Origin of the sequence: Nostoc sp. (assembly GCF_036917465.1) — a bacterium.
Lineage (GTDB): Bacteria > Cyanobacteriota > Cyanobacteriia > Cyanobacteriales > Nostocaceae > Nostoc.
Map to the genome: position 1 here is coordinate 62,536 of NZ_JBALDL010000091.1, position 22,597 is coordinate 85,132.

Genomic DNA, 22,597 nt, shown 5'->3' on the forward strand with positions numbered 1-22,597 from the left:
GTAATTGCTTCTGTGGGTGAACCATCACCATCCAAGCAAGGAAATATGAGATGGGCTTAAATATGTTCTTGTTGGGTGCGTAAGCTGTTAATTGTAGCGGTTAAAACTAGGACAATTGCTAAAATCAACGCCGCATTTCTGAGTATAGGGTTATTCCAGTGCTTGAGTGCGATCGCTACCAATGCCCAAAGGATTACTCCTGTATAAGCTATGTCTCGACGCTGAATAAGAATAATTGCTGCAATTGCTGTTGCGATCGATAACATGATCAGAGTCCAGATCGCAGGAGAAATCCCCCAACCGTTCCATCCCTGAAAATACAAGGTACACGCTATGTTAACAATGGTTGCCACGCTAATCCAGCCTAGATAAATGCCGATTGGAAAGTGAATACACCATTTCATCAGCCGGGTTACACGCTTTTTGCCAATTTCTAACTGCACATAAATACCAATCAGGGGCAATAGAATCAAGAGCATTGCAATTACAGAAAGAGCAAAAAGCCTAGACAAGAACAGATACACCCAGACACTTTGAGCAACACAGGCAATCGCTAACAGATAACCTGTCTTACGTAAATCAGGCTCATGTCCTTGGTTAGGTAGAGCTTGGTATACCCCAAAAGCAAACAAACCAAGATAAATCAGTCCCCAAATGGCAAAGGCGTAATTGGCAGGGATAATCAGGACATTTTTAAACAAAGTATTAGAAATTTCCCCTATGTTTAGTCCATTGAGCGGGAAAATGTTTGATACTACGTTGATAATGAAAGCTCCAAAGATTGCAACCAAAGTAGCAAGCTGTCGCCAAAAATCCCGGTAATTGCTTTTTGTGGACTGCTGCATAGGATGTTAACTCATTTCTTCTGTGCTTTTAGCTTACATCTGAAGAAGAGGGATGGATATAAGTCAATACGCTTGGGTTCAAGCTAAGAGGATGTTTGAAAAGTCCTCTTGTCTGTATCAAAGGTTTTAGATCCCCCTAAATCCCCCTTACAAAGGGGGACTTTGACTCCGGTTCCCCCTTTTTTAAGGGGGGTTAGGGGGGATCTAAAAGTACAAATTAATCATGGTGTGAATATACGAGAATAGGTTATTTCAGGCTCAACAAACTTGTGTTCTGAACCAACAGATTTGTGTTCTGAACCAACAAACTTGTATTCTTAACCAACAAACTTGTATTCTGAACCAACAAACTTGTATTCTGAACCAACGAACTTGTATTCTGAACCAACGGACTTGTGTTCTGAATCAACGGACTTGTATTCTGAACCAACGGACTTGTATTCTGAACCAATCGTTATGCACATAATAGCCAAATTGGACAGTGCGTAAGTCCTACTTTTTTTCTCGGTAGGGGTAATTCATGAATTGCCCCTATTACGTGTAGTTTGGCGTAATACCAATTTAATGTGAAATTGCACATATCTTGATCCCCCTAAATCCCCCTTAAAAAGGGGGACTTTAATAGATGTTTTTCCGGTTTCCCCCTTATGGGGGGCTAGGGGGGATCGAATTATATGCAGCTTCATAGAAAATTGGTATAAGTCCTAGAACATAATTAAGCCACAATGCTAGGGGAGAAAACAAAGTCATTTGCAGTCAGGCTAGTTGAGGTAATTCCTAGTAATGAAACCAACTCTGTATTTCCGGTTTTAACTAGAGTGTCATTGCCTTGTTGCAATAGTGTTAAAGCGCTAAACTGAGTTACGCCAATACCGCCTAGCCCAATTTTATCAATTCCGATGGTAAAGTCAGTAATAATGTTCTTGCTAGCTGGCAGACTGGCGTTAGCAATCCAGAATTGGTCTGCACCAGTACCACCACTGAGGCGATTACTGCCCTGCTGACCAGCAAATAGCACATCATCACCATCGCCACCAAATAGGGAATCATTAACGTTAGAGAAGAGTTTATCATCTCCAGAACCACCGTAGAGGCGGTTATTGCTACCGCTACTACGAAGGGTATCGTTACCTGAGCCACCGAATAATGATTGACGTGAACCTTCAATTACTGTGAGAGTATCATCACCTTCCCCCCCAAATAAATTATTACTACCACTGGCTTCCACTACGGTAATAACATCATCACCATTGCCACCATCAGCACTGGTATTTTGAGCCGGGCCATTTTGACCAATAAATATTTGATCGTTACCGTCATTCCCTGATGCTGAAGATTCACTCCCTACAAGCACAGTGTCATCACCGTTACCAGCCTCAATTGTGTTACCTTCACTACCTTCGATAAAGTCTGCTCCGTCACCTGCACTAAAAAATTGTCCTGGCTCAAGATTGACAGTTTCGCTGTTGCTAGAACCAAAATCGTTGGGGAAAGTAGGCTCTACAACTGTTAGGTTATTGGGTAGTTCTAGAATGCCGAGTTTCTCAGTAGGCGTATTACCTGTAACGTTGAAGTCGTTATCGTTAATTAAAGCTAGAGTGTTCGGTGCTACCAGTGCCAAACCTTCTAATTTTTCTACCCCGGTGTAACCTAACTGAGCAGCATTAGCGATTAGGCTCTTAGTGACGGGAGTAATATTGGCAGCAGCTAACTCAGCAGTGGTTAATTGTTCAATGGTCTTACCAGTTGGCAAGGTGAAGTTAGCAGGGTTGTTAATGTTGGTCGCCCCAGCTAAATCAATTTGGTAAATTAGTTTATTACTAGCAGATGTACCGTTATCATCTCGCTCAACTACTGCAAATTTGCCGTTACCCAAGGAGACTGCATCGCCAAGCTTATCGGTTGCCGGTAAACCTTCTAAACGATATAAATACTCTCCTGTTACTTGCTTGTTGACAATATCAAACTCCAGAATTCGCAGGTTGAGAGAAGCTTTGGAAGTTGCATCATTGGCAACATCGGGATTATCAATTGGACTTTGGATAAAGGCATATAATTTATTACCTTCTAAAGCTACAGCTTCAAATCCCCGGTTATTGCGGCGTTGGGCATAAACTGCTGGTAATACCTCAGTGCCAAAAGTTCCGGCGGGTTCGTCTGGGTTAGGTGCAGTGGCAGTTCCTTGAGGGATAAAGCGATCAAGCAGTTTACCATTAACATCAAAGTGGTAAATTGCCGGACGATATTCATCTACCATCCAGTAGTCTCCATTTTCGGCAATTACAATCCCTTCTAAATCAGCACCCAAAGGATCGTTAGCTAGGATATTCTTGTCTAAGTCAACGGCAATTTCATCAGTATAAGCAGTACCATTTGCCCCAGCTTGCAAATTAGGCAATCCCGTTAATGGAGTTGTCCCATCTTCGCCCAATAGTCCAGTTCTCTTAGTAATGCTGATTTCGCCTGTGGTGCGGTTGAGTTCAAAGCTAACTATTTCTGGCTGAAAGTCGGGTAATAAAAATGGTCTTTTGACACCATCAGGTTCTCCATTTGGGCCTCTATCTGTGTTGGTAACAAATTTCAGGTTGCCATTTGCGGCAAACCCTTGGAAATACAACCCAGAAAAACCACCTAAGAAAATATCTTGATTTTCTGAGGTTGTACCTAATTTGGGTAGATTTTCAAATTCATAGATTGTCAGCTTGGGTTGAGCAACGGGATTTCGTGGATCGTAACTAGTGGTGTCAATATTTAAAGAAGTGGGGAAGGCGTTGGCTATATTCTCCCAAGGTACGAGTTTGAAGTTAGAACTGACGTTTTCACCATCGATTGTTTTAGCAGGTTCATTGGAACCATCTTGAGTAACAAATAAACCAAATGGGAAGTTAGAACCCAGTGACACGTTAATGACATCTGCGCCGTCTGACTCTTGTACGCTGTCAATTGACCCATTGTTACCAATGGCAAAGTTATCCACGTATTCGTTGTTACCTTCACGGGTGTAGGCAACAAAGGTGCTATCACCTTGGCTGGATGCTAGCAAGTAACCTGTGCCGTTTTTGCCGTAGTATATGGTCAACCCCTCTGCATCATCGGTGAGGTGAGAACCGCCTTCAAAACGAACGCGATCGATCAGCTTACCTGTTGTGCTACCATTCGGTTCTGCATTGAATTTCCAAATGCCTACATCTTCTTGGGCGATGTAGAGAAAGCCGGTTTCTTGGTCAACTACCATACCCTCTGTTTGGGGAGAACGGTCTGCTGCTGCGGGTGAGGGGATGGTGAATTCCCGCACCAGTTCCGCTCCAATTTTGCCGTTACCTTTGTCAATTAGTTTGAATTGAGCTATATCTCCAGTTTGGCGGCGACTGGTGAAGACATAGTAATCGTCAGTTACAGGGCTTCGGTATAAGGTAAGTCCGTAAGAACTGCGAGTTGATGCGGAATAAGGAGGTTCAAAAGGCGAAGTTTGGAAGATAGTGCCAATATTGCTGTCGGTGATATCTTCCAGGTAATTGCCGTCAGTGCCAGGGCTTGGATTAATTTTGAAGATTGCTAGTTTATCATTACCGCGATCGCTAGCTACGGCAATATCAATAGATTGATTGCCTAATTTGAAACCGTATTGCAAATCAATATTGTTGTAACGAATACCACCAGGATTAACTGTTTGCAACAAATTACCAGACAAATCATAAACCCGCAATCCGGCATTTTTGACTGAAGTTAAAACTAGACTATCAGCAGCATTCGTGGCATTAACATAGATGGCAGGATCATCAGCATCGCCACGTTGAGACGTGGGGAGTGCCGGATCATCAACTAAATCAGGACGGGTTTCTACTGTAGGTGCAGCAGTGGGAACTAAGTCTGCATCCAAGGTAAGAATTTGGGTATATTGGCTGGTACTAAAGTTGTTGTCACTCACCAGCACAATCGACTGACGACCATCTGCTAGTTTGGGGCCGAAAGCAAGACCTTCTATATTATCCACACCTGTAATCGGATGATTTGGATCAGTGGGCAGATTCAGATCGTTTAAATTCAACAGTAAACGCTTTTGGGCAGGTTTAATCGCTGCTAGTTGTTCAGCACTCAAATTATTCAGAGAATCATAGAAGCTAATGTCTGTTGCACCTTGCAAAGAAACTTCGTAGATTTTGATGGTGTTGCCTACACCTTGGGCAAAGGAACGTTCTAACGCCAGGAAAGTACCACGATTATCTATTGCCAATAAATCTGCCAAACCATTGTCAGCAGAACCTGTACTGGGGTTGGGTGCTTCGGGAATCGCATCGGTGATGTAGAGGTATTCTTTTTCTGGTTGTCCAGTGACTAGATTGTATTGCAGAATCCGGGAAGGGCTACCACTGGTGAGCGAAGCTTTTAAGCCATCTTGGGATAGGGCGTTTTCGGTGGCAGTAAATAAGGTTTTCTGGTCGGGTGTGATGGTGAGGCTTTCAAATGCCAGGTTATTATATACACCTGATGTCTGTGTATCTCCTGTATTTACAATCCCATCGTAATTGGTATCTGCAACTACTGGTAGGAATTTGCTGGGGATAAGCAGCGATGCCTGCGGCGGGCTAGGCCTACGCATTTCTTCCCCTGTTGTAAGAGAAAATTCCTTAATAAAGGGATTGCTAACACGACCTGCACCAAGATTAACTTCACCTTCCGAAGAGATAAAGACCGTCCCCTTATTGGTTAAAGCAATACCTTCTGTATCGAGGCTGTTTAGTGCAAAAAAGTTACCGTTGGTATCCTTTAGGGTGGTGACATTAGTAAAAGTAACCCCGGAATCGGTAGCAGTGAAGGTATAAAAACGGGCTGGAGCAACTTGAGAGCGATCGTCTGAAATGGCGTAATAACTGTTGTTAACTGCGTCGTAGCTAACGCCAGACAATCCACCCAATGGAGTTTGTACACCATTTACAGTTCCCGCAACGCCACTAGGAATAAAACCAGTAGCGAAGGTAGTCTGTTCCACAAATTTGACATCAGGAATAGTTTCACCCGCTTCAGTTGGCCTTGTTTGCACATCTGCGAATACCAAACGATGGTCAGAACTGGGGAAGGGATAAGTGCCGACTGGGGAGAATGTCGAGTCAGTATTCAGTGGCCAAAATACTCCTGAATTGACAATTTTGAGGTCAGCAAAGGGTAGCACGTAATCTGTTCGCAGGTTTCCCGGAGTCGTATCGGCAAAGTCTGCGGTATCAAAGCTAGGATTACCTTTTTGGTTAGCGTTTGCACCACCTTGTAAGTCTGCTTGCTGGGGGCTGCCAAGACTGGTAGGGATAACATTAGTATTGATATTAGGATTTTGCAACAGTTGCCGGATAGCGTTGTCATAACTATCACCATCTACGGGGTCAGCGTTTTGATCGCCCATAATCACAAAGTCTGAACCAGCAATAATCCCGCCCGTTTTACCTGCATCATCATAGATGTAATCCCCTTTACCAGGGGTTATGTAATCTGCCCAAAAGCGGATTTCATCATGGTTGCGTTTACCGTTGCGGTCTTCTTCTCCATCAAAGGTTGGTGGTGTAGGGTGACTGACGAGGGCGTGAATTGTCTCGCCGTTTACTTGGATGGGTACATCCCAGTGACTTTTGGAGGAAAGGCGTAAAACTGCCAATTCATCTTCAGAATACCAATCATTTGGTTTTGATGTTGTCGAATCGTCGGGAAGCAAAGCATTGGGCATATCCTTCCAGAGGAAGTTTTGGAAAGTGCGGACGTTGGCAGTGTCAATGGGATATTTGGATAGCAACAACAGCCCATATTGACCAGGAAAATTACCGAATCCCAAGGCATCATCACCATATCCGGCTGCGCCTGGGGTTGTAACTGCTGTGCCGTTGTTGTTTAAGTCAAAACCAGAGGCAATACCTGTGTTGGAAGGGGCGATGTAAAAGTAAGGATAGTCAACGGGACTTGCACCATTCTGGCTAACTGCAAGGTAATTTTGTTTGATTAGTTGAACTGCTTCTGGGGAGTAATCAAACTCATTAATTAGCAGTACGTCTGGGTTATTGCGCTGGATAATTTCTGCAACTGCTTTCGCTTGAGAATTATCGGGGGTGGAGAGATCGGTTACTAACTCTCCTTCTGTGTTGCGATTTAAGGAAGCATTGAACTGAGAAAAGCGAATTGTGTTTGTTGTAACCATAAGTTGTTCAAGATATGAGAGTGTTTTGGAAATTGGATTTATGGAGGAGTTAGGAATAACGTAGACGCTTCTCTACGAGACGCTTTCTCTACGAGACGCTACGCGAACGGCTTGCCGCAGGCTACCGCAGAGGCGCAGAGGGCGCAGAGAAATGAGAGTTTGAGAGAGATTTTTTTGTCAAGCTCTTTCTCTGTGCCTCTGGGTGAGAAAACTATGTGTTAAATAAAGACGAAACGAGTATCTGTTGCTAAATTGGTGTTGCGATTTAATCCGTTTTCTACAACAGCGATCAATTCCGCACCATTGTTGGTGAAGATGCCCACAGCAGATTTATCGGCAGACACGGCTGATGCTGACCCTAATGAGTAATTGGTCGCAATTCCCTTAATTTGAATGCGATCGCTTGTTTGGAAGTTGACTATATCGGCATAATCACTTTTGCCGGAATTGGCATAGAAAACTGAAGTTGCATCACCTAAGACGTAAGTATCTGCACCTTGATCGCCGTTGAGGAGGTCGATTTCATTTGTGCCGCCTCCCCAACCAGTTAGCCGATCGCTACCATTCCCGCCAGAAATGATGTCACTCCCAAGTCCACCAAAGATTGTGTCGTTGCCATCGTCCCCAAGGAGGATGTCGATACCGTCTTTACCGTCAAGGTAATCATTGCCTGTTCCACCGTTGATTAACTCACTGGTATTAGTGCCGATGACGCGATCGCTCCCAGCTAGGGCATTGACTATGTATTGGTTTAAACCTGTAAGTTCGCTGACAAAGATAATATCATCGCCAGTTGTCGCTTTATTATTGGCAACGGTCAGGTCAAAGATATCGCTAACATTGCCACCTTTGCCATCATTCGCGGTAACTGTAACGGCAAAAATGCCAACTTGGGAGACAGTGCCGGATATCACACCTGTATTGGCAATAATACTAGAGCCTGTGGGTAAACCCGTAGCACTGTAGCTGAGGGTGTCAGCTTGATCGATATCAGCAAATTTATTACTGACATTGAAAGAAAACGACTTGTTGGTAGAGATGATTTGGTCATCAATCGGTTGCACGACGGTGGGGGCATCGTTAACACCTGTAACGGTGACGTTAACGATCGCAGTAGATTCTAAACCTTTACTATCTGCGATCGCATAACTAAAACTATCGCTGGCTGTTTGCCCAAGGGATAAATAGTCAAAGTTAGAGGCTGTGTAACTCAGGTTTTGCGTATTTTTGTTAAAAGAAACTTGCCCTTTTGTACCTGTAGTATCAACAGCAATGATGTTTTTACTATCTCCCTGATTGGGGTCGGTGTCGTTACTGAGTAAGCTGAGATAGAGATTAGATGTGGTTGTGTCTTCGGCAACATTAACTATATCAGCTACGGCTGTAGGTGCTTGGTTTGCAGGTAGATTAAACCGAGCTAGGCTAGGATCGTGATCGCTATCCTGATCGGAAAACTCTGAGTTGATGTGAACTACATCATACCCATCCAGCTTGCCAAGCAAGTTGCTACTGACTAAAATTTGGTCAAGGGTTTGGGCATTGCCTTCAAAGTTGTAGGTGTAACGCTCATTTGGAGGCAGAGTTTCAATTAAGGAAGTCAGTCCAGCGCTTTCTAGGGTGCTAACAGGGTTGGAAAATTCAAAGTCATTCAAATCACCCGCGACTACTATATTTGCATTGGGAGCGATCGCTAAAATACTTTGGACAAAGTTTTTCACCAAGGTAGCTTGTTGCTGACGCTGTACTTCACTACTGAGGGTTGGCGGTTGATTCGGGCCAAATAATGGTTGGTCGCCACCTTTGGAATTAAAGTGGTTGCCAATTACATAAACAGTTTCACCCTTGAAATTAAATTCACCAACTAACGGCTTACGACTAGTATTAAAAGCTGAGTTGGTGGGGTCAATCAAACCTGGACTAGCAGAAACACCTCCAAGGTCTGTAACTGTGGTGCTGGAGGTGGAAGTACCACCAGGGCGATCTACAAAGCTGACGCGATCGGGATTAAATAAGAAGCCGACGCGGATATTTCCCCCAGGTTCACCGCCGTTGGTATCATCCACTGGGTTAATTTGGCGATATTGATATGTCGGGCCACCAGCAGCAATAATTGCATCAATTAATGTTTGGAAGGTGGTGCTAGCATCAACTACGCTATCATTGGTTGCCCCGTTATTGTCCTGAATTTCTTCTAGAGAAATGATATCTGGGGATTTCAGATTATTGACAATGCGGCTGGCAAGATTATTAAACTTGGTTGCGCCATCGCTAGGGTCAAGGTTTTCGACGTTGAATGTCGCAATTGTCAGTTGGTCGGTGGTGGGAGCTAAATTAGTGACTTCTTTGGTTAGGGTGTTGGAAGTCACTGTCAGCGAGGTAGGCAGAACTTCATAGTTGCTGAAGTTATAATCAACCACACCCGTAATTGTGCCAAGAGTTGCACCAACGTTAACCTTGGGTGAGCTACCAGAGGTAAACAACGTATCATCAATTTGGATACGCTCTGGATTAAAATCGTTAGAGCTAACAACGATACCACCACGGGCTGTACGTCCGGTGGCATTAGCGCCATTGTCTGCTAATACCCAAATTTCCCCAAAGGAATTTGTCGGGCTAACTGCTACAGGATTATTTACCTGTACTAGCATTCCTTCTAAGCTTTCGTAGAAATCAATGCCATCTTGGGCTGGATCAAAGGTAGTTGTTCCAGTTTCGATATTACCCGTAGTGTCGTTATCAATTACCGACGTTGGAATAGTTCTGCCGCCATTACCCAAAATTGTCGCAGTTGGCAAAGCATTGCCACTGGAGAGTTTAACAATTGTGGGGCTAGTAATTTCTGTAGTCGTCAGGTTATTGGCATTGTTAGCTGGACGAAACTCTGTGACTGTTCCATTGACTAATACGGAATCTCCAACGGATACGGTTGGCGCTGATGAGGTAAAGACAAAAATAGCTTCGGAAGTGCGATCGCTGCTGTCTGGGTTAGGATCTTGCAAATAGAAGCCATTAGATTTAATGACTGTAACAATTCCCCCTACATCACCTACTTGTTGTCCATTTAACGGAGAGATGTGAGATGCACCCTGGATGTCATGAATCCGAGGAGTGAGAACTACAGCGCCAAGTGTAATGCTATCGGTGCGGAACTTTTTGAAATTGTTCTCTGATAAATCTTTAGCAGATGTCCCATCGTTGTAGAGAATGCTGTTGCCATCATCACTGGCAAATTGAATTTGAGAAGTATTTGTTAAATTATCAGGGATGGTGATAATTCCTTCGGGATTGAAGTTAGCAGGGAATGTTGCCGCGCGTAATTGCGGTTGGCTATTGGGATTACCATCCCAAGTGTAAAGGCGGAAATCGTTGGGGGCTGCTCCTGCATCTCCGGCTGGGCCAGCAATAATTACGTACTGGTTATTAGCATTCTTGCGAATTTCCCGAATACCCCGCCCGCCTAAATTTAATTCGATGGGAGCGCCAAATTGTGCTGAACCTTGTGTACCACCGCTAGCTGATATCAGGTTGGTGAAGTTAGTAACTTGAACGATGAGTGCATTAGCTCGTCCAGAGAGGGGAATTTGGGGGGCGCGAAAAGCGATATAAGCTGTGGTGTTATCGGGGGCAATTTCCAAGCCTTCGATATTGTATCCATTTGATTGCTTTGACCCGACATTAGTTGCAGCACTAGCAGCCAAGCCGTAGTAATTGGCTCCCTTGCCGTGACGGTTATTGACATCCCAGTTGATGATGTCTTCTTTTAAAAAGTTGTAGCGCCCTACATAGCTAAGTGTGGTAGATGCTCCTGTACCAGTAATATCGGTGGCAAAAATGCGATCGCGATTAGGGCGATTCTTACCATCATCGCTATTACTTTGCGATCCTAACCAGAAAATGCGATTACCTATCTTGGTTGAAGCTTCGAGATCCACTTCTCGTAACACGCCAGAAGAACTGTCAGTCAGTCCTAGAGAACTTGTAAAGTCAAAGCCAGTTACAGGGAGTCCCGACTTGCTGTAATCGTAAAGACGCAAAACTTGATTTTCATCATCAGCTTCTAAGAAGAATGTCCCACCCACAGGAATGGCTGTAGAAGCATCGCTTGTACCCGTTAAAAATTGAGTTGTGGCAGTGCCATCATTGGCCGATGCTGAGTATGCGATCGCATAATTGGCACTACTACCACCATCACTGACTGTAACTGTAATATTGGCAGTACCAACACCTACAGGATTAATTTTCAGATTACGGTTGCTGCCAGTGCCAGTTAGCGTTAAGTTGCCGTTAGGAACCACTGCTGAATTACTGCTTGTGACTGCTACAGTTAAATTTGCTACAGGAGTATCAGAATCAGCGATCGCAAAGTTGACACCTAATGTCTTTGCTGGGTCATTAACGTTGCCAATTACGCCGCTAATTGCCCCCGTCCCAATAGTCGATAAAGCACCATTAGCATCTAAAAGGTCTGTGGTACTAGCTGTATTTAGTTGAATAGTTGGCGCTTGTCCTACGACTACATCATTATCAGTAATGGTGATATTTTGAGTAGTAGTATTGCCTAATGTAATACCAGTGCTAGGGTTGCTGATAGTTAAAGTAGCGGTTTCTGTTCCTTCAATCAGAGCATCATCGACAATGGTAAAAGTGACAGAACCTGTTGTTTGTCCGTTGAGAATTGTAATTACAGTGTTGCTGAGGTTGTAATCTCCGACGGTGATGTTAGTTCCGGTTACACCTAAGTTAACTGTTTGATTACCAGAAACAATACCAGAAGCATTAGCGGTAACTGTAATTTTGGTTGTATCTGCTTCAGTTGCTGAATTAGTGTTGACGGATAAGTTGACTGTGGGATTTCCACTAGCGATCGCAAAGTTTGTAGTATTAGGAACTGTATTAGTATAGTCACCATTAACGGTATCCACCGTCCAATTGCTGACGTTGTTAACAGAAAGTTTATAGTTTGCAAAACTCGACTCTCCACTGCGTGCGCCATTATATACACCGTAATCAGCACTACTATTGAGCAAAATTGAATTAGTGCCAATAGTTAAACCCGCAGTAGTTAAATCAGTAGTTCCTTGTGCATTAGTATCATTTGATATACCTGACAAGAATACACTAGGACTATCAGCACTCGAACCGAGATAAGCATAAATAGTCTCATTAGTCGCGCTCAGACCATAATTACTACTACCAGAAACGCTAACCCGATTAAATGCACCGATTGACGCTGCTAAATTAGTAGCATTGTCAATTGCACTGAAGCGAATTACAGTGCCAGCAGTAATTTTATTAGCTCCTGAGTTCCACTGAAAATAAGATTCACCAGTGTTAAAGGCTGTAAGGCTAGTAGCTTCATTATCAGTAAAGTAAATTATGGTATTCGGATCTATGTCTACAAAGGTGACAATAGACCAGCCATCTTCATCGGCATTGAAAGAGATAAAAGCAATATCGCCTTGTGTCAAAGCCATTAATAACGTCTCCTTCAATTTATTTTGAGTTTTATCTAACTTGAAACCCCTAGTAGTGGAAGTACTACTAAAGAGTTTTATATTGTTTGAAAATTGCCTAAAAATCTAGTATTCATGAATAATTTACAACCGTAGTAAAACCGCATTTTTTTGATAATTTTTATACAGGTGCGATTATTTAATATCCATCTAAATTAGTGATAAATCAGCAAATTATGGTGGCTATAAAGTTAAACAATTAGCGATCGCTTCGCGCCATCGTATTTTTACTAAGCATTACAATAAGTGAACTGCAAAGATGCACTTCACAGCTAGAGCGATCGCAATATCACCATAAAAAAATGGATTATTCTAGTAAAAAAGGTTACATAAACTAATAGTATTAATCCATACTTACTAAACTAAAACTATCTTAGTAATGTTAAGAAACAGCTAGGGAGAGGTTAAAAAAAACAAATATTTAGCATAGAGTTGCGCACAGCTATAGGAATGAAGAATTTTGAGTGTGGTTATAGCGATCGCTCTAACGATCCCAGCCTAGATTAGCAGTTCGGAAAATACTTATATTATAAATTGTAGCATTTTAAATTCTATGCAAAATCTATTACACATAAAGTATTTATTTTAACAATAAATACACGTATGAATAGCATTAAAATCTAGACTTTAGCTATAGATTAAAAAATGGACTAAAATAAATTATTCAGTGAAAATACGTATGCAATTTTAAGTCTTCTCACTAATAGTAGAATTAGCCCATACAGGATAAGACTGTGACGCTCTTAAATCAAGCTCAAGTAGAGCAGCTAAAGGAAATAAGCACACACTTGCGACAAGTAAGACAAGAAAAATCCATACGCATAGAAGAAATAGCTGCTCAAACCCTTATTCGAGCAGGTGTTTTGCATGCTTTAGAAGAAGAACGATTTGAAGAATTGCCTGAGCCTATTTTTCTTCAAGGATTCATCCGTCGCTATGGAGATGCTTTAGGGCTGGATGGAAATGCTTTATCACATAATCTTATCAACAATGTAGTCCGCCAAGACTCCAAGAATGATTACAAGAATTCAGATAACAAACCAAATACATATATTCCTCTTGTTCTCACCTACATTCTCTTATTAGTAGCTGCATGTGCTGGTCTTTTACATATACTGAATCCGCCACAAATGACATCTGAATCCCCGACTCCACAAGTCATTGGTCAACAGTCAATAGTCACTAATAAGTAAGTCGGTGTGAATATTTATAATCAGGATAAGGCAGGAGGCAGGGAGCAGGGAGCAGGGAGCAGGGAGAGAAGAACTATTAATTATTACTCAATGCCCAATGCCCAATGCCCAATGCCCATTTTCAAGATATTTGCGGTTTCCGTAAATGCCAAGTAGTAGATTGCTCATAAGCGTAAGCTACCTGAAACAATTGGTCTTCTCGCAGCACATTGCCAATTAGCTGTAACCCTATTGGTAAACCGCGATCGTCAAAACCGCATGGCAAACTTAAACTAGGTAAACCAGCAAGATTCACAGGAATAGTCATCAAGTCAGTTAAATACATACTCAAGGGGTCAGTAGTTTTTTCCCCTGCTTTAAATGCTGTTGTGGGAGATGTAGGACAAACTAACACATCAACCACGCCAAAAGCCTTTTCAAAGTCTTGCTTAATTAGGGTGCGAACTTTTTGCGCTTTCAGGTAATAAGCATCGTAATAACCAGCCGAAAGTGCATAAGTGCCGATCATAATTCGGCGTTTAACTTCTGTACCAAAACCAGTTGCACGTGTCCGAGTGTACATAGATAGCAGATTATCGGCATCAGGAGCGCGGTAGCCATATTTAACGCCATCGTAACGAGCCAGGTTTGCTGATGCTTCGCATGGGGCGATGATGTAGTAGGTGGGTAAGCCATAACGAAAGCGTGGACAAGAAACTATATGAATCTCCGCTCCCAAACTTTGTAATACATCTAGTGCTTTGGTAACAGCTTGTTCCACTACAGAATCTAAACCTTCACCAAAAGTTTCTTTAATAATACCAATTCTTAGTTGACCTCTGGGTTTGAAGTCTGGTTTGAAGCTGCCGGCGTAGTTGGGAATGGCAACTTTCAGGCTGGTAGAGTCTTTAGGATCGTGACCTGCGATCGCACTTAATAATATTGCCGCATCTTCTACCGTGTTTGCAAATGGCCCAATTTGATCCAAAGACGAAGCGTAAGCCACCAAACCATAACGCGAAACCAAACCATAAGTTGGTTTCATCCCCACAACACCGCAAAAAGATGCAGGTTGGCGAATCGAACCACCAGTATCAGAACCAAGAGCAACTACACATTCTTCAGACGACACCGCCGCCGCAGAACCCCCCGAAGAACCACCTGGAACTCGTGACAAATCCCACGGATTAGCCGTCACTTGATAGGCAGAGTTTTCTGTGGAACTACCCATTGCAAACTCATCTAAATTGGTTTTGCCTACCATTACCGCCCCAGCATCTGCTAGTTTTTGCGTCGCCGTTGATTCATAAGGCGGCACGAAATTTTCCAAAATTCGGGAGGCGCAAGTGGTAGGGATTCCCTTGGTACATAAATTGTCCTTAATCCCAACAGGAATGCCTGCTAGCAGCCCAATTTCTTCTCCGGCAGCAATTTTTGCATCCACAGCCGCCGCCTGCTCTAATGCCTTTTCTGCTGTCACACATAAGAAGCTGTGCAATTTCGGCTCTAAGGCTTGAATGCGCTCTAAAGCTTCTTGGGTAATTTCAACGGCGGAACGTTCTTTTTTAACTAGCTGTTGGTGCAACTCGCGGATGGATGCCATGATTGCTCTCTTTATGACTCAAGTCATTGATTTTAGTACATATTGCTCGATATTGGGAATTGGGAATTGGGCATTGGGGAAAGAATTCTTATAATCCTAATTCTTGTACAGACAAAGATTTTTCGCGTCTCTCCTAACTCCCTCCTTGCCATTTATAAATTAAGACTGCTACCTCTGAAGAAATAAGTATTTGTGGGGTTGGAAAAATTGCGAGGCTTAAACAAAATAATATTAGGAATTTAACATCATCCGTAAATAGAGGGACTACAATCAAAACGGACAAATGTTTCATGCTCCAATAAAGAGAGGATTACAAAGCTATGTCCGATTTAAACCGAGGAATTATGAAATTTGAGGGTGCAGATTCACCAAAAGTAGTCACTATCTCTACCGTGCTGCTTCTGGGATCGATCGCTGCTCTGATTATCTGGGCGCTGCAAGCTGCTTATGCGCTAAACTAAAACCATTAGTAGTCTAGAAGGACACTTGTCTTAAACGGTTTCCGTGGTAGCCAAGTGTCCATTCTGCAACTAATAAATAAAAGCGCCCTAATTACCATTAAAAATTTCAGCAAAACTTTAGATTTTAGATTTGAGGTTTTAGATGGAAAATTTAAATCTAAAATCCAAAATTCAGAATGTTTGAACCTTGGGGTGTCTTAGCTATTTTAATTATCTGCCCCCTCTTGGGCGGATTACCCCTGATTGCCTGGATTACTTACGCGCTCACGGGTAAGCAATTATCACAAATTGGTACACGTAACATTAGTGTATCAGCTGCTTTTTACCACGGCGGTAAGTTTGTCGGAATTCTGGCAGTCTTATCAGAAGCTTTGAAAGGAATTGCGGCAGTTTTCCTAACCCGCATTTTCTTTCCAGAGGGATCGTTTTGGGAATTGATAGCCCTCATCGCTTTGGTAATTGGGAGATATTGGATAGGCAAAGGCGCAGGTACGACAAATGTTGTTTGGGGATTTATCGTACACGATCCACTTGTGGCAATATTTGTCTGTTTCTTGGCAGGTATTAGTTTTACAATTCTGCAATCAAAAAAGATAGTCCAATTTGGGGTTTTACTTCTCTTTCCGTTGTTTGTAGCAATTTTGCACATTAACGATATCCCCAGAATGCTTGCTGCTGCCGCCTTAGCTGGTTTAATGGCATGGATTTATACAAAAATTCCTGATGATATGAATTTACCAGTTCAACAGGCGCAAACAGAATCGCAAGCGATGTTGGAATTTTTCCGGGGCGATGTCTACGACGGGCTACGCCAACGCGCTATGGTTTCTTTAGATGAAGAGTTGGATGCTGCCATTGTCGGAGAAAAAGCGGCTACATTATCCCAAATTAAGCGCTGGGGTTATCCAGTCCCAAAGGGGTGGGTACTAGCTCCAGTTGACGATCCTGAAGTGTTGACGGAATTTCTCCAGCCATCCGAATTATCTCCCTTGGTGGTGCGTTCCTCCGCCATTGGCGAAGACTCAGAACAGGCTTCTGCGGCTGGGCAGTATGAAACAGTTTTAAATGTTACTAGCCCAGAGGCATTACAGCAAGCGATCGCTCAAGTTCAAGCTTCTTACAATCATCCTTCTGCTGTGCAATATCGACGCGATCGCGGTTCAAATGATACAGCAATGGCTGTGTTAATTCAACAACAAGTCCAAAGTGTATATTCTGGCGTTGCTTTCAGCCGCGATCCCATTACTCAACAAGGTGATGCAATCATCATTGAAGCCCTTCCAGGTAGCCCGACACAAATCGTTTCAGGAAAAGTCACCCCAGAGCAATATCGCGCTTTTGTCGTTGAAACAGAAAAATCTCCCTCTGTGCAATTAGAGGGGACTGGACGAGTTCCACCAGCATTAATCAAGCAAGTTGCATACTTAGCTTATCGGCTCGAAAAACGTTATCATGGCACTCCTCAAGATATCGAATGGAGTTACGACGGGCAAACGCTTTGGGTGTTACAATCTCGACCGATCACCACTCTACTACCAATTTGGACGCGCAAAATCGCCGCCGAAGTAATTCCTGGAGTAATTCACCCATTAACATGGTCAATTAATCGTCCTTTAACTTGTGGAGTTTGGGGAGAATTTTTTACTATAGTTTTGGGCGAACGCGCTTTGGGGTTAGATTTTAATGAAACGGCAACTCTGCATTATTCCAGAGCTTATTTTAACGCATCCCTCTTAGGAAATATCTTTCTTCGCATGGGATTGCCGCCGGAAAGTCTGGAATTTTTAACCAGAGGAGCAAAATTAAGTAAACCTTCCTTACAGTCAACCTGGGAGAATTTGCCAGGACTAGGGAAGTTGCTGAAGCGGGAATTAAATTTAGAAAAAGACTTCAAGCGAGATTATCACCAACGGTTTATTCCTGGGTTATCGCAGTTAGCACAAGAAAATGCAGATAGTTTGGAACCAGCCAAGCTGCTAATCAGAATTGAGTTTATTCTGGATTTGCTACGCCATGGAACATATTACAGCATTTTAGCTCCCTTAAGTGCTGCTCTGCGGCAGGCGATTTTTCGGGTGAAGGATGGCCAAATTGATAATAGCGTTACTCCAGAGATAGCGGCATTGCGATCGCTCAGTGCAATAGCTACAGATGCCAAGCAGATATTAGTTGAGTTTGAACCACAGCAGGTATTTGAGCAGTTAAAGCAAACCCCAGAGGGTGAAAAAATCCTCCAAGCATTTGATGAATTGCTTCAGGATTATGGCTATTTAAGTGAAGTGGGGACTGATATCTCCGTTCCCACTTGGCGGGAAAATCCTCAGATGATTAAGCAGATGTTTGTGCAGTTAATGCAGGGGAACGAACCCCAATCAGGCGCTAAAGACGCGATTAATAGCATCTTTGCTGGTAAGCGCAAACGGGGATTTGTGCAACGGCGGGTGGATATCAAGGGGAGAGTTACCGAAGTTTATTCACGGCTTTTGGGTGAATTGCGTTGGAGTTTTGTCGCTTTAGAGAAGATATGGTTAAAATCCGGCTTACTCCAGAAAACTGGAGATATCTTTTTTCTCAAATTTGAGGAAGTGCAGCGTTTAATTGTCAGTGACGATTCTAAGTTAATTGAGGAGTTAGATAAGTTAGTAAAATCGAGGCGATCGCAATTCGTCCAAGATAGCGAGTTCATTCAAATACCACTTTTAGTCTACGGCAATACACCTCCTCACCCCTTAGCTCCCTCTGCGCTGTACTCTGACCATATCTTACAAGGTATTGGAGCCAGTCACGGGCAAGCTGAAGGACGAGTAAAGGTGTTGCGAAATTTACAAGATGTGCCGGAGATTGACCGAGATACAATTCTGGTAGTGCCTTATACAGATTCCGGCTGGGCCCCTTTACTATTAAGGGCTGGAGGGCTAATTGCCGAAGCCGGTGGACGGCTTTCTCACGGTGCGATCGTGGCTCGTGAATATGGTATTCCTGCTGTGATGGATGTTCGTGGCGCTACATGGCTTTTGCAAGATGGTCAACGGGTAAGAATTGATGGATCTAGGGGTATTGTAGAATTATCTAACGATTTAAGACCCGAATGATTACCAATTCTCTGAAAGACTTGCCAAAAGAGTCTGTTTCTCCCAATCCCGAAATCAATAAAAAAGTGATGCTACGCTACTTTGGTTTGCGAGTGGAAAAATCAGCATCATTATTTTGAATATAGTATATGCGGTGTGCTGTCAGCGATCGCACCGGATTCGACCAAGGTCAACGTACCATCGGTAATCACTGGCGACTTCCCGTTTTAGTTTCTGCCTCGCTCTTGTATTTATTTCTTGCTGACGCATGGGCATAGCGTCAATTTCCTCAAAAATTGCCTTCGCCTGGACTGGGGTAACATCACTGCGCTTAACACCACCATCTTCTCTCTATCTATTGATGGTTTATCTTCCTATTCGGTAAGTAGGTCAATGAGTAGAACTCAAACTACAGCAGGCTGAGAAATCATCAAATTTTAGCCTGAAAAGCCAAAAATTTGCTCCTCAAAAGCTAAACAGTTTTGAGGGGCAAACGCTAGTTAAAATCCCAGTTCAAAAACTAGTGATAGTCAAATCTCTAAATTTACTTTAAATAAAGCTATTTAACGAAAATTAGAATTGTGCCGGATCAAATTCATAAATTCCTCACGAGTCCACACATTTTCTGCAAAAACACCGCGCATTGCACTAGTCACAGTCCAAGAACCGGGTTTCTGCACACCACGCATTACCATACACATGTGAGTCGCTTCTATTACCACTGCAACGCCTTGGGGTTTGAGTAATCTTTGTAAAGCATCAGCAATTTGCACCGTCAAACGTTCTTGAACTTGTAAACGTCGTGCATACATATCGCAAATACGAGCAATCTTAGATAATCCGATTACTTTGCCATTAGGAATGTAAGCAACATGAGCGCGACCAATAATTGGCAAAATATGATGTTCGCAGGAACTGAAAATATCGATATCCCGTACTAATACCATTTCATTGGCTTCTTCTGTAAATACTGCTCCATTTAGCAGTTCATCCAAAGATTCATCATATCCTTTGGTAAGAAACTGTAAAGCTTTCATCACCCTTTTCGGAGTATCTTTTAGTCCTTCTCGATCTGGATCTTCTCCTAAGCCAATCAACAAAGTACGCACAGCCTCCATCATTTGGGCTTCTGTGACAGTTTGCTTTTGGCCAGTAGCTAAAGATGACAGTACCTGATCGGCAGAAATTAGATCGGGACGAATCGATAGAGTCATTTTGTAAGTTCTGTGGGAATGTTTGATAAATTAGCTTGGTGTCAGATGTCAGTTGCGATCGATTCCTGACTCGCAATCAAGTGTAACATAACTTTACACTTATTAATAATAAGCCGCGATCGCACTTTCTTAGATAGCAGGAGTGAAATTAATGTAATAGTCACGATCGCCGTTTTTATTTCTTAGTAATTGGTAGCCAATGGGAAAACTTAGGGAAGGCGGATCGAGTTGGCGCTTGATCTGTCATGTTGTGTTAACGAAAAAGAAAATCTAAATGAGCAATCAAATTTTTCTGTCTGATGAGGATGTTGTTTCTATGGCTCAGGATGCTAATTTTGTGGAGGCTTCAACATCGACAGGTGAAGAATTAATGGAATGTCTGGAGTCTTTGGTATATAGGAACACTTCCTTACAAGAAGATAAGGCTTCAGCCTGGGCTGCCAATGGCGTAAACTGTAAGCTTTTACTAGCTCAGGGTGGCGGCTGGCAAAAAGGTAAAATCCGAATTCGCTTTGAGTTTATTCCTGACAAGCCAACATCAACAAAACCAGTGATTCCTACTAACTCGAAATCTCCACTGGATGATCTGCGATCGCACCTAGAGGTCTAATAGTCACAAGTACATTACCTGCTAGCAGATAGGAAGCGATATATCCATGAGAAAGCTGTCCTTGCTAAAGCAGCTAGGATGGCTTTAATGTCGTACTTACTGTTCGGTATAGCGGCGCGGCGTATAAACCCAGATATTACCATCACGGTGCTTGATGGTTCGGGTTTTTGTGGAACCAATGAGAATAATTGTCCGCATATCAGCGCTTGCGGGTGATAATTGGTCAAGTGCGATCGCTTTCACCGTTTGTCCTGGTCTACCGAGATTCCGCGCCAATACTACTGGCGTATCCGGTGTTCTATGTCTCAGCAAAATATTTCTCGCTTCTGCTAGTTGCCAGGTACGCTCTTTAGAAACAGGATTGTAAAAGGCGATTACGAAATCAGCCTCGGCAGCAGCCGCAATTCGTTGGGCGATCGCAGACCAAGGCTTCAAGATATCAGACAGGGAAATAGCACAGAAGTCATGTCCAAGGGGCGCACCAATGGCTGCTGCTGCTGCTTGCATAGCCGAAATGCCTGGTGCTACATGAATATCGATACTATCCCATTCAGGTTTGGCATAGCGATCGCACACTTCAAAAACTGCTGTTGCCATTGCATAGATACCAGGGTCGCCAGATGAAACTACAGCTACATATCGCCCAGATGCTGCCAAATCAAGAGCCATTTTTGCTCGTGCTTCTTCTTCGCGGTTGTCAGACTCATGGCGTTGCTTACCATCAGCCAGAGAACCGATTAAATCTAAGTAAGTTTTATAACCCACTAGGTCAGTTGCGGACTTGAGTATCTCCTTCACTTCGGGAGACATCCATTGCGATCCACCGGGGCCAGTGCCAATAATCGCTAATCGTCCGCGTGGCTGACCGATGGTGTTGGGGTCAATTGGTTGAGGAGCAATGGCGATCGCCACGTCAGCAGATGAGGAAGATAAGGGAGATGTACCTGTAGCTGCGATCGCTGCTGCTTGAGCGGGGCTATAGCCTTGTGATAACAGACTTTCTAGCTGATTTGGGGTAAAAAAGCGGGCAGGTACTCCCAAGGCGCTAGCTACGGCGTGGATTGCGGGATTGGCGGCGGCGGTCATGGGTGCAAATATCCCGGCGACTGATGTTTTTTCTAGTTTGGCATCAGCTAGTAGCTGCTGTACTAAAGGGATTGCATCATCAATGGTGTCATTAATTGCGATCGCGATCGTTGCTGGGTGATATACAAGACAGTTGGCTGTAGGAGTCACCAAACGTTCGGTAACTTGAATGGTCAAATCTCCCTTAGGATCTATGGGCAGTTTACTATCGCTCAACCAAGGTGCTATTCCTTCGAGTTTGATTTGCGTCCCAGCTAGCACATCTGAGATAAATTTCTTAGCATCGTCTGGGTTTGCTAAATGGTATCCGGGGGGAGGAGACAGCAACGTTGTACCCAAACGTAAATCGCCTGTGGTCGTAATTGCAGGCTTGACATCAAGGGCTTCAGCAATGCGACGGGCCAAATCGTTTACTCCACCAAGTCCGCCCAAAAGGGGAACAACAGCACTACCATCTTCAGCCACAGCTAACACCGGTGGTTCCTGTTGTTTATCCGAGAGTAAGGGAGCTAGTGTCCTAATTAAAATGCCGGCGGCACAAATGCCAATTAGCGGCGTTCCTTGGGCAAATAACTCGCGCAGCGTCTCACCAAAATTAGTAAAGCTGACATCAACTCCCGATGTGCGACCCTCTAAACCGTATAATGTCGCCCCTGGTAGGACAGTGATTATTTTGCGTGCTACTGTCACGCTATTTTGACCTAGTACTACAATGGCGGGTGCAACGTTCATCATCATAAAACTTCTTTTATATAAATATCTTAAAAAAGTCGATATCCTTAAAATGAAACCACAGATTTAGTCATAAACAGACTTCCCGTTTACAAGGTTGGGTAATTCAGAG

General features: G+C 43.3%; 12 protein-coding genes. 5 read left to right on the forward strand and 7 right to left on the reverse strand.

The features are described 5' to 3' along the window. Positions 1–56 precede the first annotated feature (56 nt). The 4 genes from V7K38_RS24050 to V7K38_RS24065 form a co-directional block, all read right to left on the reverse strand. A complete protein-coding gene (locus tag V7K38_RS24050) occupies positions 57–845 on the reverse strand; it encodes a tryptophan-rich sensory protein (protein ID WP_334861376.1) in 789 nt (262 codons plus the stop codon). 317 nt (positions 846–1,162) lie between these two features. Continuing rightward, complete coding sequence (locus V7K38_RS24055; protein WP_334861378.1) at positions 1,163–1,309, reverse strand: hypothetical protein; 147 nt, start codon at positions 1,307–1,309, stop codon at positions 1,163–1,165. Positions 1,310–1,560: 251 nt separating this feature from the next. Continuing rightward, a complete protein-coding gene (locus V7K38_RS24060) occupies positions 1,561–7,023 on the reverse strand; it encodes a phytase (protein WP_334861380.1) in 5,463 nt (1,820 codons plus the stop codon). A gap of 218 nt (positions 7,024–7,241) precedes the next feature. Beyond that, positions 7,242–12,497 (reverse strand): putative Ig domain-containing protein, encoded by a 5,256-nt coding sequence (locus V7K38_RS24065; protein WP_334861382.1) that lies wholly within the window; start codon positions 12,495–12,497, stop codon positions 7,242–7,244. A gap of 773 nt (positions 12,498–13,270) precedes the next feature. On the opposite strand from V7K38_RS24065, the gene V7K38_RS24070 reads away from it, so the two are divergent. Continuing rightward, a complete protein-coding gene (locus V7K38_RS24070; RefSeq protein WP_334861384.1) occupies positions 13,271–13,729 on the forward strand; it encodes a helix-turn-helix domain-containing protein in 459 nt (152 codons plus the stop codon). A gap of 121 nt (positions 13,730–13,850) precedes the next feature. Here the strand turns inward: V7K38_RS24070 and gatA are convergent, their stop codons facing one another. Beyond that, positions 13,851–15,311, reverse strand: a complete 1,461-nt coding sequence (gatA, locus tag V7K38_RS24075; protein WP_334861386.1) for an Asp-tRNA(Asn)/Glu-tRNA(Gln) amidotransferase subunit GatA — start codon at positions 15,309–15,311, stop codon at positions 13,851–13,853. A gap of 320 nt (positions 15,312–15,631) precedes the next feature. Here gatA and V7K38_RS24080 point away from each other — a divergent pair, with 320 nt between their 5' ends. The 3 genes from V7K38_RS24080 to V7K38_RS24090 all read left to right on the forward strand — a co-directional run bounded on the left by V7K38_RS24080 (position 15,632) and on the right by V7K38_RS24090 (position 19,121). Beyond that, positions 15,632–15,772: a hypothetical protein gene (locus tag V7K38_RS24080; protein WP_041565237.1), complete on the forward strand. Its 141-nt coding sequence runs from the start codon at positions 15,632–15,634 to the stop codon at positions 15,770–15,772. Between the two features lie 176 nt (positions 15,773–15,948). After that, entirely contained in the window at positions 15,949–18,864 is a 2,916-nt protein-coding gene (locus tag V7K38_RS24085) for a glycerol-3-phosphate acyltransferase (RefSeq protein ID WP_334861388.1), read from the forward strand. Between the two features lie 128 nt (positions 18,865–18,992). Beyond that, on the forward strand, positions 18,993–19,121 hold the full coding sequence (locus V7K38_RS24090; protein ID WP_334861390.1) for a hypothetical protein: 129 nt from the start codon (positions 18,993–18,995) through the stop codon (positions 19,119–19,121). 285 nt (positions 19,122–19,406) lie between these two features. Here the strand turns inward: V7K38_RS24090 and folE are convergent, their stop codons facing one another. Further along, on the reverse strand, positions 19,407–20,057 hold the full coding sequence (gene folE, locus V7K38_RS24095; RefSeq protein ID WP_334861392.1) for a GTP cyclohydrolase I FolE: 651 nt from the start codon (positions 20,055–20,057) through the stop codon (positions 19,407–19,409). Between the two features lie 274 nt (positions 20,058–20,331). On the opposite strand from folE, the gene V7K38_RS24100 reads away from it, so the two are divergent. Then, a complete protein-coding gene (locus V7K38_RS24100) occupies positions 20,332–20,667 on the forward strand; it encodes a KGK domain-containing protein (protein ID WP_334861394.1) in 336 nt (111 codons plus the stop codon). Positions 20,668–20,763: 96 nt separating this feature from the next. Here V7K38_RS24100 and cobJ read toward each other — a convergent pair whose 3' ends face one another. Then, positions 20,764–22,488 (reverse strand): precorrin-3B C(17)-methyltransferase, encoded by a 1,725-nt coding sequence (cobJ, locus tag V7K38_RS24105; RefSeq protein ID WP_442940800.1) that lies wholly within the window; start codon positions 22,486–22,488, stop codon positions 20,764–20,766. Positions 22,489–22,597: the final 109 nt, after the last annotated feature.

Excerpts from the sequence above, each read along its gene's own strand:
- V7K38_RS24050 (WP_334861376.1), bottom strand. The coding sequence starts at position 845 with ATGCAGCAGTCCACAAAAAGCAATTACCGGGATTTTTGGCGACAGCTT.
- V7K38_RS24055 (WP_334861378.1), bottom strand. The coding sequence starts at position 1,309 with ATGTGCATAACGATTGGTTCAGAATACAAGTCCGTTGGTTCAGAATAC.
- V7K38_RS24060 (WP_334861380.1), bottom strand. The coding sequence starts at position 7,023 with ATGGTTACAACAAACACAATTCGCTTTTCTCAGTTCAATGCTTCCTTA.
- V7K38_RS24065 (WP_334861382.1), bottom strand. The coding sequence starts at position 12,497 with ATGGCTTTGACACAAGGCGATATTGCTTTTATCTCTTTCAATGCCGAT.
- gatA (WP_334861386.1), bottom strand. The coding sequence starts at position 15,311 with ATGGCATCCATCCGCGAGTTGCACCAACAGCTAGTTAAAAAAGAACGT.
- V7K38_RS24080 (WP_041565237.1), top strand. The coding sequence starts at position 15,632 with ATGTCCGATTTAAACCGAGGAATTATGAAATTTGAGGGTGCAGATTCA.
- V7K38_RS24085 (WP_334861388.1), top strand. The coding sequence starts at position 15,949 with ATGTTTGAACCTTGGGGTGTCTTAGCTATTTTAATTATCTGCCCCCTC.
- V7K38_RS24090 (WP_334861390.1), top strand. The coding sequence starts at position 18,993 with ATGCGGTGTGCTGTCAGCGATCGCACCGGATTCGACCAAGGTCAACGT.
- folE (WP_334861392.1), bottom strand. The coding sequence starts at position 20,057 with ATGACTCTATCGATTCGTCCCGATCTAATTTCTGCCGATCAGGTACTG.
- V7K38_RS24100 (WP_334861394.1), top strand. The coding sequence starts at position 20,332 with ATGAGCAATCAAATTTTTCTGTCTGATGAGGATGTTGTTTCTATGGCT.
- cobJ (WP_442940800.1), bottom strand. The coding sequence starts at position 22,488 with ATGATGAACGTTGCACCCGCCATTGTAGTACTAGGTCAAAATAGCGTG.